The sequence below is a fragment of the Stella humosa genome, assembly GCF_006738645.1.
GTDB classification, from domain to species: domain Bacteria; phylum Pseudomonadota; class Alphaproteobacteria; order ATCC43930; family Allostellaceae; genus Allostella; species Allostella humosa.
In genome coordinates this window covers 1,282,607-1,295,556 of the sequence record NZ_AP019700.1, presented here as the reverse complement: position 1 = coordinate 1,295,556, position 12,950 = coordinate 1,282,607, and the positions used below count along the sequence as shown (strand labels likewise).

Annotated in this window: 16 protein-coding genes; 7 read left to right on the top strand and 9 right to left on the bottom strand. The window is 71.8% G+C overall.

What is annotated here, in order from left to right; all coding sequences use genetic code 11:
- Positions 1-39: 39 nt before the first annotated feature.
- Both STVA_RS06165 and STVA_RS06160 read left to right on the top strand, forming a co-directional pair.
- Positions 40-1,281, top strand: coding sequence for a metal-dependent hydrolase family protein (locus tag STVA_RS06165; RefSeq protein WP_197735799.1), 1,242 nt, complete (start codon positions 40-42; stop codon positions 1,279-1,281).
- A 112-nt stretch (positions 1,282-1,393) separates the two neighbouring features.
- Positions 1,394-2,032: an extensin-like domain-containing protein gene (locus tag STVA_RS06160; protein ID WP_123689467.1), complete on the top strand. Its 639-nt coding sequence runs from the start codon at positions 1,394-1,396 to the stop codon at positions 2,030-2,032.
- Between the two features lie 206 nt (positions 2,033-2,238).
- Here the strand turns inward: STVA_RS06160 and STVA_RS06155 are convergent, their stop codons facing one another.
- Entirely contained in the window at positions 2,239-3,234 is a 996-nt protein-coding gene (locus STVA_RS06155) for a hypothetical protein (RefSeq protein ID WP_123689468.1), read from the bottom strand.
- A gap of 146 nt (positions 3,235-3,380) precedes the next feature.
- On the opposite strand from STVA_RS06155, the gene cuyA reads away from it, so the two are divergent.
- Together cuyA and STVA_RS06145 are read left to right on the top strand one after the other, a co-directional pair.
- Complete coding sequence (cuyA, locus tag STVA_RS06150; protein ID WP_123689469.1) at positions 3,381-4,391, top strand: D-cysteate sulfo-lyase; 1,011 nt, start codon at positions 3,381-3,383, stop codon at positions 4,389-4,391.
- The gene (locus STVA_RS06145) at positions 4,388-6,121 is read left to right on the top strand and encodes an acyl-CoA dehydrogenase family protein (protein WP_123689470.1); all 1,734 of its coding nucleotides are present in this window, start codon (positions 4,388-4,390) and stop codon (positions 6,119-6,121) included. Before cuyA ends, STVA_RS06145 begins: the two co-directional genes overlap by 4 nt.
- 14 nt (positions 6,122-6,135) lie before the next feature.
- Here STVA_RS06145 and STVA_RS06140 read toward each other — a convergent pair whose 3' ends face one another.
- The gene (locus STVA_RS06140) at positions 6,136-6,318 is read right to left on the bottom strand and encodes a hypothetical protein (protein WP_123689471.1); all 183 of its coding nucleotides are present in this window, start codon (positions 6,316-6,318) and stop codon (positions 6,136-6,138) included.
- 718 nt (positions 6,319-7,036) lie between these two features.
- Here STVA_RS06140 and STVA_RS27555 point away from each other — a divergent pair.
- Positions 7,037-7,399: a thermonuclease family protein gene (locus STVA_RS27555; RefSeq protein ID WP_170221595.1), complete on the top strand. Its 363-nt coding sequence runs from the start codon at positions 7,037-7,039 to the stop codon at positions 7,397-7,399.
- A gap of 43 nt (positions 7,400-7,442) precedes the next feature.
- On the opposite strand, the gene STVA_RS06130 is transcribed toward STVA_RS27555, so the two are convergent.
- A complete protein-coding gene (locus STVA_RS06130) occupies positions 7,443-7,835 on the bottom strand; it encodes a low affinity iron permease family protein (protein ID WP_123689473.1) in 393 nt (130 codons plus the stop codon).
- A 300-nt stretch (positions 7,836-8,135) separates the two neighbouring features.
- Between STVA_RS06130 and STVA_RS06125 the strand changes: the two genes are divergently transcribed.
- Both STVA_RS06125 and STVA_RS06120 read left to right on the top strand, forming a co-directional pair.
- Positions 8,136-8,489, top strand: a complete 354-nt coding sequence (locus STVA_RS06125; RefSeq protein WP_123689474.1) for a hypothetical protein — start codon at positions 8,136-8,138, stop codon at positions 8,487-8,489.
- 56 nt (positions 8,490-8,545) lie between these two features.
- On the top strand, positions 8,546-9,166 hold the full coding sequence (locus STVA_RS06120; protein ID WP_123689475.1) for a general stress protein: 621 nt from the start codon (positions 8,546-8,548) through the stop codon (positions 9,164-9,166).
- Between the two features lie 179 nt (positions 9,167-9,345).
- Here STVA_RS06120 and STVA_RS06115 read toward each other — a convergent pair whose 3' ends face one another.
- Genes STVA_RS06115 through STVA_RS06090 form a run of 6 tightly spaced genes read right to left on the bottom strand, consistent with a single transcriptional unit; the run spans position 9,346 to position 12,781 of the window.
- Complete coding sequence (locus STVA_RS06115; RefSeq protein WP_123689476.1) at positions 9,346-9,855, bottom strand: hypothetical protein; 510 nt, start codon at positions 9,853-9,855, stop codon at positions 9,346-9,348.
- A 29-nt stretch (positions 9,856-9,884) separates the two neighbouring features.
- The gene (locus tag STVA_RS06110; RefSeq protein WP_142235680.1) at positions 9,885-10,220 is read right to left on the bottom strand and encodes a hypothetical protein; all 336 of its coding nucleotides are present in this window, start codon (positions 10,218-10,220) and stop codon (positions 9,885-9,887) included.
- Entirely contained in the window at positions 10,210-10,641 is a 432-nt protein-coding gene (locus STVA_RS06105) for a structural protein P5 (protein ID WP_123689478.1), read from the bottom strand. The genes STVA_RS06110 and STVA_RS06105 overlap by 11 nt, the downstream gene beginning before the upstream one ends.
- A 1-nt stretch (position 10,642) precedes the next feature.
- On the bottom strand, positions 10,643-10,924 hold the full coding sequence (locus STVA_RS06100) for a hypothetical protein (RefSeq protein WP_123689479.1): 282 nt from the start codon (positions 10,922-10,924) through the stop codon (positions 10,643-10,645).
- A gap of 6 nt (positions 10,925-10,930) precedes the next feature.
- Positions 10,931-11,773 carry a hypothetical protein gene (locus STVA_RS06095; protein WP_123689480.1) on the bottom strand — a complete coding sequence of 281 codons (843 nt, stop codon included), beginning with the start codon at positions 11,771-11,773 and terminating at the stop codon, positions 10,931-10,933.
- Between the two features lie 6 nt (positions 11,774-11,779).
- Positions 11,780-12,781, bottom strand: coding sequence for a hypothetical protein (locus STVA_RS06090; protein ID WP_142235679.1), 1,002 nt, complete (start codon positions 12,779-12,781; stop codon positions 11,780-11,782).
- Positions 12,782-12,950: the final 169 nt, after the last annotated feature.

Genomic DNA, 12,950 nt, shown 5'->3' with positions numbered 1-12,950 from the left:
GGACGAGAGATTCCTGCCAACCTGGGGAGGTCCGGACCCGTGCCCTCGTTCCTGTTCGAGAACTGCAACCTCTATGACGGCCTGGGCGACCAGATGCGGGCCGGCATGCATGTCCTGACCGAGGGCACCCGAATCGCCGAGGTGTCGGACCGGCCGATCAAGTCGGCCTCGGCCCAGCGCGTGAAGGTCGATGGCCGCACGCTGATGCCGGGCATGATCGACGCCCATGTCCACATCACCGCCACCGTCACCAACCTCGGCACGCTGCAGGGCCACCCGCCCAGCCTGATCGCGGCGGGCTCGGCGCGCATCGCCTACGAGATGCTGATGCGCGGCTTCACCACCGTGCGCGATGCCGCCGGGGCCGACTGGGGCCATGCCGAGGCGATCGAGACGGGCCTGTTCCACGGCCCGCGCCTCTTCTTCGCCGGCCAGGCGCTGAGCCAGACCGGCGGCCATGGCGACTTCCGCCCGCGCACCTTCATGGCCGACGGCTGCGCCTGCGGCCAGGGCTTCCCGTCGCTCGGCCGCATCGCCGACGGTGCCACCGAGGTCCGCCGGGCCGCCCGCGACGAGCTGCGCAAGGGGGCGACCCAGATCAAGATCATGGCCGGCGGCGGCGTCGCCTCGCCCACCGACCCGATCCAGAACACGCAGTATTCCGCCGAGGAGATGCGCATCATCGTCGAGGAGGCGGAGGCCTGGCACACCTATGTCATGGCCCACGCCTATACCGGGGCGGCGATCAAGCGCGCGGTCGGCGCCGGCATCCGCACGATCGAGCACGGCAACCTGATCGACGCCGAGGCGGCCGCACTGATGGCCGAGAAGAAGGCCTTCCTGGTGCCGACGCTGGCCACCTACGACGCGCTCGGCCGCTATGGCCGCGAGCTGGGCTTCCCCGAGGTCAGCCTGATGAAGCTGACCGAGGTACAGGCGGCCGGCCTGCGCTCGATCGAGATCGCCAAGGCGGCCGGCGTCCAGATCGGCCATGGCAGCGACCTGCTCGGGGCCATGCATGTCCACCAGTTGACCGAGTTCACCATCCGCCGCGAGGTGCTGTCGTCGGCCGAGCTGCTGGCATCGGCCACCCGCATCAATGCCGAGATCCTGATGCGCCCCAAGGAACTGGGCCGCGTCTCGTCGGGCGCCCTGGCCGACCTGCTGGTCGTCGACGGCGACCCGATGGCCGACATCGGCGTGCTGACCCAGCCGGAGAAGCGCCTGCTGATGATCATGAAGGGTGGCACCGTGTACAAGGACACGCCCGCGCTGCATTGACGCAGCAACCCCGGCCACGCAGTCGAAGGGGAAAGAATTGGTTGCCTGAATCAATGCGTTGAGCGACGTTCTTCGCGTGATTTTGGCACTTTCCCGAACGCGCCCAGCCCGTATGCCACTAGCCGGCTGGCTGTCGCTGCTGCTGGCAGCGCTGGTGCTGGCCGCCTGCGGCAGCACGGCGCCGCCCGATCGGCCGCGCGCGGTCCGGGCGACACCGCCGGCACCGGCCCCGGGCGAGGCCTGCATGCGCGACCTGACGGCCCGCGGCGTCATTTTCAAGGCACTGCCGCAGCCGGTCTCGGTCGGCGGCTGCACGCTGCGCGACGGCGTCAGCGTGGAGGGCATGTCGGCCGCCTTCATCCGGCCGGTCACCATCTCGTGCCCGACGGCGCGGATGGTCGATCGCTGGATGGACGAGGTCGTGCAGCCCGCGGCGCGCCGCCACCTCGGCACGCGGGTATCGACGCTGCACCCGGCCGGCGGCTTCGTCTGCCGCAACACGCGCGGCGGCAAGCTCAGCGAGCACGCGCGCGGACGGGCGATCGACATCTGGGGATTCGAGATGGCCAACGGCACCAAGGCCATCATCCGCGACCATTGGCGCGGTGCCGGCGCGCGCTCCCGCTTCCTGCAGGAGGTCGGGCAGAAATCCTGCGAGCTGTTCCATGTCGTGCTGGGGCCGGGGGCGGACGCCGACCACCACGACCACCTCCACATGGACCTGGGAGAGTGGAAGCTGTGTCAGCTATGACGGCGGGTGGCCCCAAAAGGAATAGCCCCGCCGGACCAGGAGGCTGGGACCGGCGGGGCCGCGATCTGACGCGTCTGGGGGGCAAAGCACGTCAGGTCTGATAGGGAAGATAGGGTCTCGGCCCTTGCCATTCCATGAACGGCAGATGAATTCGACGTAAGGTTGGTGGGTCGCGGCACGCCGCCACGCTACAGCTTGCGCGACCGCTACTTCTTGCGCGGGGCTGCCTGGGCCTCGTCGGCGGGCAGACGCGGCAACACCACCGTCTCCGACGTGGTGCCCGTCATCTTGCGCCCCGTCTCCTCCGCCACCCGGCCGATCGGCCACAGGGCCGGCCCCGTCGGCTCCAGCAGGACATAGCTGCGACCGTTGACGACGATCTTGGCCTCATCCCCGGCGGACGGAATGTCGATCGCCAGCAGCGCATGCTCGGGCGGCAGCACCATGACGATCGACCGGTTCGGCAGCAGCGTCATCAGGATCGCCGCCAGGGCGGCCGACTTCACGTCGCAATCGCCGCGATTGAGGTCGAAGAAGGCCGCCGGCATGACGAAGCCGCCCTGGGTGCGGCGGTCCGGAACGGCATAGGGGATGGACTGGACGAAGGCCAGGGCCAGCGCGATGCGCTGACGCTCGTCCGTCGTCTGGGCGGCGATCGCGTCGGCGATCGGCTTCAGGTCGGCCATGGCGCGCGGCACGATGCGGGCGAAATCCGGTCGCACCTCCACGCCCGAGGCGTCGCGGACATTGTAGAAGGCGGCGTAGGTTTCCGAGGTCGCCGTCTCGGCCCGGCGCTCCACCTCCGCCTCGACCGAGGCGGTCGCCCGATTGGGCGGCAGCTTCACCTCGTAGTGGACCGACAGGCTGCCCTTCTTGCGCTCCACGTTCACCGTGATCGTGCCGCCGAGCGGCCGGACGAATTCGTCGAGCGACTGTTCCACCCGGCGCTTCAGCGAGGTCGCGACCTCGGGGCTGTCGATCGGGCGATACTCCCGGTGGCCGCGCGTCACCGCCGCCTCGGGCAGGCGGAAGGTCAGGCGCTGCAGCCGCCCCTCGGCATCGTTGAAGCTGTAGCTGTATTCGACCGTGCCCTTGTCCACCTGGCGGGCGAATCCGATCTGTTTCGCCGCCGCCAGGGGCGGTGCGAGCAGCATGGCCAGGAGTGCGGCCGAGGCCGACAGGCCCCGGAGGCAGAAGGGCATCCTTATCCTCATCCAGCGTGGGCGGCCGGTACGATAGCCGAGGCCGGCTTGCCGTGGAACGCCTCTCATCCGACAAATCCGATTTGAGGTAATGTCGACAGGCGACCCCGCCAACCCTCCTGCCGCCATTCGAGGCCCCGCGACCGATGCAGCTATCCCGCTTCCCCCGCCAGCGCTTCGCCCACCTGCCGACCCCGCTGGAGCGGCTCGACCGCCTGTCACGCCTGCTCGGCGGCCCCTCCATCTGGATCAAGCGCGACGATTGCACCGGCCTCGGCCTGGGCGGCAACAAGACGCGCAAGCTGGAATACCTGATGGCCGATGCCATCGCCCGCGGCGCCGACACGGTCCTGACGGTGGGGGCCGTGCAGTCCAACCATGCCCGCCAGACGGCCGCCGCCGCCGCCCGCCTGGGGCTTGCCTGCGACCTCGTGCTGGAAGCCAGGGTGAGCGAGGCCGACGAGGACTATCGCCATTCCGGCAACATCCTGCTCGATCGGCTCTTCGGCGCGCGCCTGCACGAATATCCCGCCGGAACCGAGATGGCCGGCGCCATGGCCGAGGTGGCCGACGGGGTAAAGCGTCGGGGCGGCACGCCCTACGTCATTCCCGGCGGCGGCTCCAATCCGGTGGGGGCGCTGGGCTATGTCAATTTCGCCGTCGAACTGCTGGCCCAGGCGACCGAGCGCGGCATCGTCTTCGACCAGCTGATCCACGCGACCGGCAGCTCCGGTACCCAGGCCGGGCTCGTGGTCGGGCTGGAGGGGCTGCGCGCGGGCCTGCCCGTGCTGGGCATCACCGTGCGACGCACGCGCGAAAGCCAGGAGGAACAGGTCCTGGCGCTGGTCGAGGCCACCGCCGATTTCGTCGGGGTGAAGGGTGCGGTGCCGCGCGGCGCCATCGTCGCCAATTCGGACTATGTCGGCGGCGGCTATGGCGTGCCGACGCCCGGCATGCTGGAGGCCGTGCGGACCCTGGCGCGGGAGGAAAGCATCCTGCTGGACCCGGTCTATTCCGGAAAGGCCATGGCCGGGCTGATCGACCTGGTGCGGCGCGGCGCCTATACGCCCGACCAGAACATCCTTTTCCTCCATACCGGCGGGCAGCCGGCGCTCTTCGCCTATCGCGGGGCGCTCGACCGGGCCAACGCCCCATGAGCATGGCGGCCCCGGCCGCGGTGCCGGATGCGCGCGGCGCCAACCTGTGGCGCTGCGACCCGACGCTGGGCCAGTTGCTCGGCCTGCACCTGCCGGGGCCGCTGCTGGCCCACCTGGCTCCCCATCTCGATCGGCTCGGCGGGCTGGCCGGCGACGGGCTGGACGGGCTGGCGGCCACGGCCGACCGCAACCCGCCCCTGCTGCACCACCGCGACCGCCAGGGCCGCGATCGGCAATGGATCGAGAAGCACCCCACCTACCAGGAAATGGAGCGGCTGGCCTTTGCCGAATACGGGCTGGCGGCGATGACGCACCGGCCGGGGGTGCTGGACTGGCCGGAACCGCTGCCGCCCATCGCCAAGTACGCGCTGACCTATCTCTTCGTGCAGGCGGAGTTCGGGCTCTGCTGCCCGGTCAGCATGACCGACAGCCTGACCGCGACCTTGGTCCGCCATGGCGATCCGGCGCTGGTCGCCCGCTACCTGCCCGGCCTGACCGCGACCGACCTCGACCACCTGACGCAGGGGGCGATGTTCATGACCGAGCAGGCCGGCGGGTCGGACGTCGGCCGGATCGAGACGGTGGCGCGCCGCGACGGCGACGGCTGGCGCCTGTGGGGCGAGAAGTGGTTCTGCTCCAACGCCGATGCCGGCCTGGCCATGGTGTTGGCCCGGACGGAGGACGGCGAGCCGGGGCTGCGCGGCCTGTCGTTGTTCCTGATGCCGCGGGTCACCGCCGACGGCAGCGCCAACCGCTTCCGCATCGTCCGCCTGAAGGAGAAGCTCGGCACCCGCGCCATGCCCTCGGGCGAGATCCGGCTGGAGGGGGCCGAAGCGCATCTGGTCGGCCAGCCCGGCCGCGGCTTCGTGCAGATGGCCGACATGATCAACCTGTCGCGCCTGTCGAACGGCGTGCGCGCGGCCGGCCTGATGCGCCGTGCGCTGCACGAGGCGCTGCACGTCGCCCGCCACCGCATCGCCTTCGGCCGCCCGGTGGTCGAACTGCCGCTGATGCGCCGCCAACTGCTGAAGATGATGCTGCCGACAGAGGCCGCGCGCAGCATGGTGTTCGCGACCGCCGCCGCCATGGCCGCAGCCGATGCCGGCGATGGCGAGGCCGTGCGCCGGCTGCGCATCCTGACGCCGCTGCTGAAATTCCGGGCCTGCCGCGATGCCCGCCGGGTCACCGGCGACGCCATGGAGGTGCGCGGCGGCTGCGGCTATGTCGAGGAATGGTCCGACGCCCGCCTGCTGCGCGATGCCCATCTGGGCTCGATCTGGGAGGGCACCAGCAACGTCGTGGCGCTAGACGTGATCCGCGCGATCCGCCGCAGCGATGCGGCGAGCGCATTGGCGGTCGATCTGCGGCAACGCCTGTGCGCGGTGCCGGCGCCGCTCGCGGGCGCCCTGGCGACGGCGCTCGACCGGGCCCTCGCCTTCGCCCAGGCTGTCGCGGCCGGCAGCGACGAGCATCCCGCCCGCCAGGTGGCGACCGGGCTCTACTATGCCGCCGCCGCCATCTTCATGGCCGAGGAGGGTAGCCGCCTGTCGCAGTCGGGATCTGCCCGGCCGGACGCCCGGCGCCTGCTGCTGGCGCGCCTGGCGCTGGACCATCGCCTGGTCCCCCGCGATCCGCTCGCCGGCGGCGGATCGGCCGAGGCGGCAATCGCCGGGCTACTGCTGGACGAGACCCCGGTCGCGCCAGGCGACGCGGCAACGATCCTGGGCTGACGCGCGACGGGCGCCTATCGCACCCCCGCCGTCCACACGTCGCTCCAGGCGATCCACCCCAGAACGCCGGACAGCACCAGCAGGCCGAGCGCGGTCACGCGCGCGGACGGCACCCGCGACAGCATGAAGAGCAGGATCGCGCCGACCACCCCCAGGACGGCCGTGATCGCCAGAACGGTCTCGACAATGTCCCCCATCCATCCCCCGGCTCGCCCCGACAGGCGGGGCGGATGTATAGCCCCGCCATCCGCCGGGTTGCCAGCGGCGATCGCGCCGTTCCGCTGCATTTCGCGAGCCGGCCGCGCATTCTGGGAACCGGCTCAGGCGGATTGGCGCTGAACGTCGGTCCCATCGCCCGTCGACTCGGACAAGGCGGGAAACACAACCCCTTCAGTGGCTTGGCATCCTCCTTGCGTGCCGGTAGGCCATCGAGCGACCTGCTCATGGCCCCGACCCGAGCGGTCGATCGAGGAGACGACGTGATGGATTGGATGCTGCTGATCCCGGCAGCGCTGGTGGCCGGCGCGCTGGCCATCCTGGTGATCGTCACCCGCGGCAAGTGATCGTCGCAGAGTTCCGCGGCGTTCCTGCGACATCCCACCCTGCACCGGCTACCCGCGACCTGCTAGGATCGCGCCCTGCGACCCGTTCGCCCGCTGGAGCCGCCATGCCGCACCCCGCCCCCGATATCGCCGGACTGGTCCGCCTGGCCGCCCCGCCCCGCCGTTAGCCGATGACCCCACATCGATCCCGCCCGTGGCTTCATGCGGCGCTGTGCATCCTGGCGCTGGTGTCTGGCGCCTGCACCCAGATGGACGGCGGCACGCCGGTCGCCACCGCCCCGGCGGCCGCCCCGCCCCGCCGCCGCCGCCGGCCGATCAGGTCAATGGCCGCGCCACGGTGCTGGAAGGCGACGTGCTGGAAATCGAAGGCCAGCGGGTGCGCCTGCAGGCCGTGGACGCGCCGGATGCCAAGACCGCACAGGGCAAGCGGGCGCTGATCGAGCTGAAACGCATCATCGGCCGCGAGCCTGTCCGCTGCGACCTGGTGGAACTGGAACCGCCCGCGCCCAAGGGGCGGCAGGGCTGGATCGGCCGCTGCGTCGCCGGCGGCGTCGACATCGCCCAGGAACTGGTGCGCCGCGGCTGGGCCCGCGCGTTGCAGCGCTACGGCGACAGCTACGTCATCGAGGAAGCATCGGCCCGCGCGGCCGGCCGCGGCATGTGGCCGAAGCCGCCGCCGGCCAAGCCGGCCACGCGCCAGCGCCAGACGGGCTGAACGCCAGCGAGCCGACCGCCAGCAGTCTGACCGCCAGACAACGCTATGCCGCCCCCGGCGCCTCGTCTCCGGCGCGGGCCGCGGCGGCGACCGCCTCGTACTTCTTGCGCAGCTTGAGGATCTCCTTCTCGGACATCTCCTCGAGGTCGAGCAGGCGGTTGTCCGCGCGCTCGATGGCGTGCAGGAGGGCGTCCAGCTTGATCTGGACCGTCTCGGCGTCGCGGTTCTGGGAATTCTGGATCAGGAACACCATCAGGAAGGTGATGATGGTGGTGCCGGTATTGATGGTCAGCTGCCAAATCTCCGAGAAGCCGAGGAACGGGCCGGAGATCGCCCACACCACGACCAGCGCGAAGGCCAGCCCGAACACGGCCGGGCGTCCCATGATGGCGGCAGCACGAGCCGCGAAGCGGCTGAACAGGCTCTTGCGGCGCATGACCGGGCTCCAGCGGGCGAGAACGGCGGGAAGAAACATGGGACGACAGAGAAGCGGCGCGGCCGGACGTTCGTCCAACCGCGCCGCGTCGGCACCCGGTTCCTTGAATGGCAGCCGGATCCCGAAGTCTTCCGGACGCCAGCGGGCGCTGGGGGTGTCAGGCGTCCGATAGCAGGTGAACTGGCGATGGCCAGTCGAAGTTCCAGGCGAACACAGAAATTCCTTGCGGCCGGCGGACGGAACTCTGTCGCGAGGCGCGGGTTCACTTGCCGACACCAACTGCTACCGGGAACCCCCACCATGTCCAAGATCGTCATCGCAGCCGCCGCCTTCGGAATGATGGTGGGCTCCGCGCTCGCCCAGACGACGATGCCGGCGCCCACCACGCCCCCGGCAGCCACGCCGCCCGCCAACCAGACGGCCCCCACCAACCCCGCGGTCAATTCCAGCGGGCCGAACAATCCGGGCGCGCCCGCGGCCGGTGCGAACTCCTTCACCGAGGCCCAGGCCAAGTCGCGGCTGGAAGCCAACGGCTATTCCGGCGTCGGCACGCTGGCCAAGGACAAGGACGGAGTCTGGCGCGGCAATGCCACGCGCAACGGCCAGTCGGTCGAGGTCGCCGTCGACTATCAGGGGAACATCGTCGCGCGCTGAGGCCGGCCAGGCCTCGCCCGATCCGATCCCCGACACCGCATAAAGGACCCTTCATCATGAAGACGACCATCTCCCGCCTCTATGACAGCTATGACGCCGCCGCCAACGCCGTGAACGGCCTGGTCGATGCGGGCGTGCCGCACGAGGACATCAGCATCGTCGCCAGCAATGCCGACGGCCGCTCGGTCCCGACCGTGGTCGAGACGACCGAGGCCGGCACGGGCGCCGGCACGGGTGCCGGCATCGGCGGCCTGGTCGGCGGCGGTGCCGGCCTGCTGGCAGGCCTCGGCATGCTGGCCATTCCGGGCCTGGGGCCGGTGGTCGCGGCCGGCTGGCTGGCAGCGACGGCGGCCGGCGCAGTCGCAGGCGTGGCGGCCGGTGCCGTCACCGGCGGCATCGTCGGCGCCCTGACGGGTTCGGGCGTCAGCGAGGAACATGCCCACGTCTATGCCGAGGGCGTGCGCCGCGGCGGTGCGCTGGTGACGGCGCGCGTCGACGACGACCGCCTGGGCGTCGCCAACTCGATCCTCGATCGCCACGGCGCCATCGATCCGGACGCACGCGGCCGGGCCTACCGCGAGACCGGCTGGGATCGCTTCGACGACAAGGCCGATCCCTACACGACCGAGCAGATCGCCCGCGAGCGCCGGCTGTACGAGCGCGGCCCGATCGTCTGATCGACCACTCGCCCGACGGCCAGCGATGGAGGCCGCCCGGCGACGGGCGGCCTTTTTCGCGACTCTAGTCCTGCGCGCAGCCGGCGCCGTCCTGTCGCGCCCGGATGCAGGCCAGGCGTGCCCGGCAGTCGGCGCCGGCAGCCCGACTCTCAATGATCCAGGCCAGCGCCGCCGCGACGCTACGGGGTGGCGGCGGCAGCGGTGGCTCCGGCTGGCAGTCCAGCAGGGCGGCCGGGTGCCGCATCGCCACCGGCTCGATCCGGGTCATCAGCCGCAACTCCGGGTCGGGCGAGCAGGCGGTCGAACAGGCGATCGACAGCAGGGCAGCGATCGGCCAGCGGTTGGGATGCATCAGGGTCACGGGCAATCTCCTGTCGGACGACGGTCAGGCGGGTGCCGGCCTTGCGCGACCGGGCGAGGTCGGCCGCCATGTCGGCCAGGTCGCGGGCATGGGCGCGGCGCAGACGGTCCAGTTCGGCCAGGTTGCCGGCGTTGATAGCGGTCGCCTCGTCGAGCTGCGTTCCAAGCAACGCCGCCCGCGCCTCGGCCGCCGCCGCACGATGGCGCCACCCGGCGGCGGCATCCCGCTCCACCCAGATCCACAACGCCGCCGCCGCGATGGCAGCCGCCATCGCCCATGCCAGGATCGGAACGCGGCCGGCGACGGCCGCCAATGCGCTGAACAGCATCGGACCTCCTTCCTCCCTTCTGGTCGAGCTCAGCCGGCGGCCGCGCCCTGGTCGTCGCGGCGCTGGGCCGCCGTCGCCAGGCGGCTTGCCTCCCACCCGGCCCAGGTCTGGCGGCGCGAGCGGTCGTCGTAGGTGGCGCCGGCGATGTAGGCCATGACGACCGAGCCCAGCAGCAGGGCGAGTGCCGAGGCGATCGTCTCGTGCAGGCGGCTGTCGTGCCGGCCCCAGCCCATGAGCCAGAACAGGCCACCCATGCAGAACAGCAGCGTCAGCCACACCGCGCGACGGCGCCAGACCCAGCTCGTCTCCAGCCCGGCCAGGCGGGGGTCGTCGCCGGGATGACGCTCGACAGGCTCACCCGGCACGCCGGATTCCTGCATCCAGCGTGTCCTGGTCGTACCAGTCGCCGCCCGGCAACGGGCCCGGACCACACTCCTTCTGGATGATCGCGCGCACCAGCGTGCGCAGAACCTCCGGCCGGTCGATGTCGACCGTCTCGTCCGGCCCCACGCCCAGCCGGTCGCAGACGAACCCGACATAGAGGTCCGTGCGATTCTCGGCCGGCGGTGCCCAGCGCGCGATGATGGCCCGCACGGTCGACAGGCCGTGGCGGTCGCGATAGGAGCGCAGCACCCGCACGATGGCGCGGACGCCCCATTCCGGCGCCTCAAACACCACGAAGCGCGGGTCCCCCGACTGGTCGGCTGCCATGCCCTGCCAGCGGTCGCGGCCGCGGTCGATGTTGCCGGGATTGTGGTTGCGGATACCCCGCGGCATTCGGCTCATCTCAGCCTCCGATGATGGTGCGGAAGAGGGTCGGCAGCAGGGCGCCCATGACCATGCCGACGGCGCCGCAGGCGGCACCGACCACGCGCCAGGCGCCGCGGATCTGCGCCACCAGCAGCTTCAGCTCGGTCAACTCGGCCAGGATGCGGGCGCGCTCGGCGGCACCGGCCTGGATCGTCTCGCGCAGATGGCCGATCTGGATTTCCAGCACCGCGATGCGGGCCAGCAGGTCGGCATGGGTCACCTCCGGCTCGCGGCCGGCACGCGTGCGTTCGATCTGCATGGCGGCTCACACCTCCGTCAGGGCGAAAGGCCAGCCCCAGTAGCGCCATTGCGCGTGCTCGACCGGGGTCGGCTCGTCGAGATGGCCCAGCATCGTCAGCCGGTCGCGGTGGATGCCGGGCTCCGGCGCCACCGACAGCAGGATCGGCCGCGTGCGGCCGGCCATCCGCTGGGCCTCGAACCAATGGGCCAGCGCCCGGTCGCGATCCTGCCAGCGCAGGGCCCCGGCAAGGCGCCGGCGCTGCCACAGCCGCCGGCCGACCAGCGTGCCGGCGCGGCTGCGGCGCACCGTCGCCTCCTCCACCAGCCCCAGCGACAGGCCGGGCGAGATGTCGACGGCCGGTCGCTCGCCCTTGGCCACGAACAGGATCGAGGCCTGGAGATGGCCGTCGGAATTGTCGGCGTCGTCGATCTCCACCGTCAGGCTGCCGGCGGTGATCGGACCATCCAGCACCAGCAGGAAGTTGACGCCGCGCGGGTCGGCCTCGTCGGCCGGCATGCGCCCGTCGGCCGAGGGCCGGCCGAACGGCAGGTAGCCGCCTTCGGGCCGATGGGTCACCGGCCAGGCATCCTGCCAGCCGCTGTCCCACCCTTCGTCGCTGGTGAGGCGGATGCGGGCGGCCGGCGTGAAGTTGGCGTGGAACAAGGCCACGACATCGACCAGGCGCTGGCCGCCGAGGGTCACGGTGAAGCAGGTATCCGCCGGGTCGGCGGAAGCCGACCGGGCATAGTCCAGCGGGTCGGCGGTCGCCAGCCGGGTCAGCGGCAGGCTCTCCAGCCAGTTGCCACCGGAGAAGGCGACCCCCTGGAGCCAAGCCCAATTGAGCGGCGCGATGAGGCAGTTGGCCATCTTTTCCTATCCCAGCAGGGTCAACGTCACGGCGTCGGCCTCCAGCCGCAGGGCCTTGCCGACGAGGACCAGGTTTCGCGGGGCGTGCAGGCCGACCTCGGGCGCGGTCAGCGCCACGGTCCGGCCGGGCCGCCAGTCGAGTGCCACCAGCGTGGCCTCGACCTCGAAGGCAAGCACCGCTGGCGAATGCAGGGCGAGCTGGCGGGCGGCCTCCTGCGTGGCGTCCGCGACCCGGTCGAACAGGCCGGCGGCGAACGCTTCCTCGGCACCCAGATCGTCGGTGAGGACGATCGCGTCCTCGGCCACCCCCTCGCGCCATTCGGCCAGCAGGAAGCGGCGGGTGGCCTCGGCCGCGGCCGGCGCGATCTCAGCCGGGCCGTGGACGCGCCAGCAGCGGCGTGCGCCGATCCGGCGCCGCCACAGCGCCGGCCCGACCGCTACCCGGCGGACGGCGGTGAACTGGCGTGGCCCGAGCGCATGGTCGGCCACGACGGCCGGACCGTCATGGCGACCGACCGTCAGCAGGCCGGCCGGGTCGGTGTCGATCCAGGCGCCGACCGTAGCCGCGATACGGTCCACCAGGTCGCGGCCGGTCGGGGTCTCCTCGCCGAGCCAGGCGCCCAGCGGCTGTGGACAGGCGGCTGCCAGCGCCGCCAGGGCGGGCGCATCCAGCTCGCCGCTCGCCAGGCTGAAGCCGGTCTCGGCGGCGCAGTCGGCGACCGCCTCCTGCACGACGAGACTGGTGGTCCCGACCAGGCGCGCCGTAAAATTGGTGCTGGCATTCTGCGACAGGCCGGCGAAGCTGACCTGGTCGCCCGGCTGGATGCCAAGTGCGGCAAAGCTGCCACCGCCGGCCGTGAAGGTGCGGCTGGCGGCATCGGCCGCGATCGACACCAGGACCGCCGGCCCGGCCTCGACATGGCGAAAGCCCAGCCGGTCGCGCAGCACGGCCATCAACATGCCGGCCGCCGTGGCGGTCGCCGCGGCATCGGGCGTCCAGGCCAGCACGACGCGGCCGGCTCCGCCCGATGCCCCGTCGTCGCCGCCGGTGCCGACACCAGCGGCATGGTCCGCATCGTCGACCCCGCCGGGAACGGTGCCGGCACCGGCCAGGGTCGAGCCGCCCGGCGCCAGGGCGGCACCACCGCCGCCGGCACCCGCCGTCGGCCCGGCACCG

Excerpts from the sequence above, each read along its gene's own strand:
- STVA_RS06160 (WP_123689467.1), top strand. The coding sequence starts at position 1,394 with ATGCCACTAGCCGGCTGGCTGTCGCTGCTGCTGGCAGCGCTGGTGCTG.
- STVA_RS06155 (WP_123689468.1), bottom strand. The coding sequence starts at position 3,234 with ATGCCCTTCTGCCTCCGGGGCCTGTCGGCCTCGGCCGCACTCCTGGCC.
- cuyA (WP_123689469.1), top strand. The coding sequence starts at position 3,381 with ATGCAGCTATCCCGCTTCCCCCGCCAGCGCTTCGCCCACCTGCCGACC.
- STVA_RS06145 (WP_123689470.1), top strand. The coding sequence starts at position 4,388 with ATGAGCATGGCGGCCCCGGCCGCGGTGCCGGATGCGCGCGGCGCCAAC.
- STVA_RS06140 (WP_123689471.1), bottom strand. The coding sequence starts at position 6,318 with ATGGGGGACATTGTCGAGACCGTTCTGGCGATCACGGCCGTCCTGGGG.
- STVA_RS06130 (WP_123689473.1), bottom strand. The coding sequence starts at position 7,835 with ATGCGCCGCAAGAGCCTGTTCAGCCGCTTCGCGGCTCGTGCTGCCGCC.
- STVA_RS06125 (WP_123689474.1), top strand. The coding sequence starts at position 8,136 with ATGTCCAAGATCGTCATCGCAGCCGCCGCCTTCGGAATGATGGTGGGC.
- STVA_RS06120 (WP_123689475.1), top strand. The coding sequence starts at position 8,546 with ATGAAGACGACCATCTCCCGCCTCTATGACAGCTATGACGCCGCCGCC.
- STVA_RS06115 (WP_123689476.1), bottom strand. The coding sequence starts at position 9,855 with ATGCTGTTCAGCGCATTGGCGGCCGTCGCCGGCCGCGTTCCGATCCTG.
- STVA_RS06105 (WP_123689478.1), bottom strand. The coding sequence starts at position 10,641 with ATGAGCCGAATGCCGCGGGGTATCCGCAACCACAATCCCGGCAACATC.
- STVA_RS06100 (WP_123689479.1), bottom strand. The coding sequence starts at position 10,924 with ATGCAGATCGAACGCACGCGTGCCGGCCGCGAGCCGGAGGTGACCCAT.
- STVA_RS06095 (WP_123689480.1), bottom strand. The coding sequence starts at position 11,773 with ATGGCCAACTGCCTCATCGCGCCGCTCAATTGGGCTTGGCTCCAGGGG.